We start from the raw sequence: 1,768 nt of genomic DNA on the forward strand, positions 1-1,768 counted from the left end.
ACATGCTATATCTAGCTATTAAAATACTCATTAGTAAAGGCAGTACAGATCCCGATGAAAAAGATAATAAGAACTTATTTACAGTGGGGATTTTTCTTCAGTTTGTTAACCCTAAAGGGATATTATTCGGACTGACTGTAGTTTCTACTTTTATTCTCCCTTACTACAATTCATATTCTAGTTACCTTCTTTTTTCATTATTTTTAGGAGTAGTCGGTTTAATGAGTACATTTAGTTGGAGCCTATTCGGTTCAATGTTCCAAAAACTTTTATTAAAACATAACCAATTCTTTAACATTATTATGGCAGTTTTATTAATTTTTAGCGCTATTTCAATTGTTATCAACTAACTCCATAACCATCCCAATTCTTAATTTAACAGTCAATCCGAAATAAATAATTATCCTTACACCTATCATCTTTGTTTTTCTAGTTTTAAGGTGGGAACCTTCTAGCGATAAGATTCCCACCTTATCGTAGTGTTTTATATAAGTAGGAGGTTTTCATTAAGACTACTTTAAGTTCTCATTTTTACAATGCAGAATATTTACTTCCATGATGGTTAATGCATCATACAAAACTATCTGATCACGGTATTCTAATTAACCGAGGATCTACTGACCGTTCAGTGGAAATATGTAAGTTATTTGCACCTCATTGGGAAATTCGTAATTCAAAAGTATTAGAATTTGATGCCTATCTAGTTGATTAAGAAGTTATGGAAATTGAAAAAGAAGTTACTGGATGGAAAATGGTATTAAATACGACAGAGTTTCTTTGGTGTTTTAATAAAAAACAATTCTTCACTTAACTTAACTTAACTTTAATGGAGGGAACAGGTTTTCCATTAGAGTTATAAAGATGATCGATGAACGTTATCACGGTATTTTAATCCATCCCAGTCCCAATCTGCTTTATCCCAACGGTAGATTACTTCACAATATTTTTCATGGTGACTACAGAGTCGGCAGACATGGCTCACATTATCCATATAGCATTTACATGCAGCCTGCTTTCGTTTTTAAATTTTTTTATAGTCCATGGAAAAAGGCTATGAAAAAAAGAAAATTACAAATTGGACCCACTCTTTCTAAACATAGTGTACAGCGTGGTTTAGGTTCTCATCATTTAACAACACTTGAAAAATCAGAAAAAAACTATACGCACTATGCGACCTTAACTACTGATCTTCGGTTAATCCCAGAATACCAAACTGTATTTCCCGATCTATGCTTTCCTAACTATTAATATCGTAAAAAGGTTAGCTATACATTTCTTATATTTGGGTTGACTGAAACAAATTCTACAGAACATACATCTAAATTTTTTCTCTTATTCTACTAAATAGAACTTTTTTCTACCTTGTACAAACATTTCTTACTTTTATTAAATACTATATATAGACAAATAAAAGATAGGAGATTAAAGAATGGCTGACTATTTTTATAAACATGGAAAAAAGTACTATAAAAACTATTCTTATTCTCACCACCAAAAAGAGAACTGTTTCATTGAAACGCATACGATTGCCGGTTCAAATATACCTCTAGATATTGTCGTACCAGCTAACACTTCAAGAATAGTTTTCGAAGATTCTACTAATAATCACAACAAAACATTACTTCAGTTTCATGTTCCTGGCACCTCTGCACCGATTGTAATAACTATTCGTACAAGAAATGCTCGTAGACCAATTACTGCTACAATAGCTACAGGTGAAACAAGGATTTTTCAAGTAGAAAATTTTGAAAGCCTCACTGTCACAAAT

The 1,768-nt window shown here is 31.7% G+C and carries 1 protein-coding gene and 2 pseudogenes; all 3 read left to right on the plus strand.

Going from position 1 to position 1,768, the window contains the following annotated elements:
* A partial coding sequence (locus tag AC1DJR_RS28635; RefSeq protein WP_477004116.1) for a LysE family transporter occupies positions 1-350 on the plus strand: 350 nt, incomplete at its 5' end.
* A 215-nt stretch (positions 351-565) separates the two neighbouring features.
* Positions 566-1,248: pseudogene (locus AC1DJR_RS28640) on the plus strand (glycosyltransferase family 2 protein).
* Positions 1,249-1,429: 181 nt separating this feature from the next.
* Positions 1,430-1,768, plus strand: a pseudogene (locus tag AC1DJR_RS28645) (exosporium protein D); the annotation flags it as partial.

The organism is Bacillus sp. 05T31 (assembly GCF_056396725.1).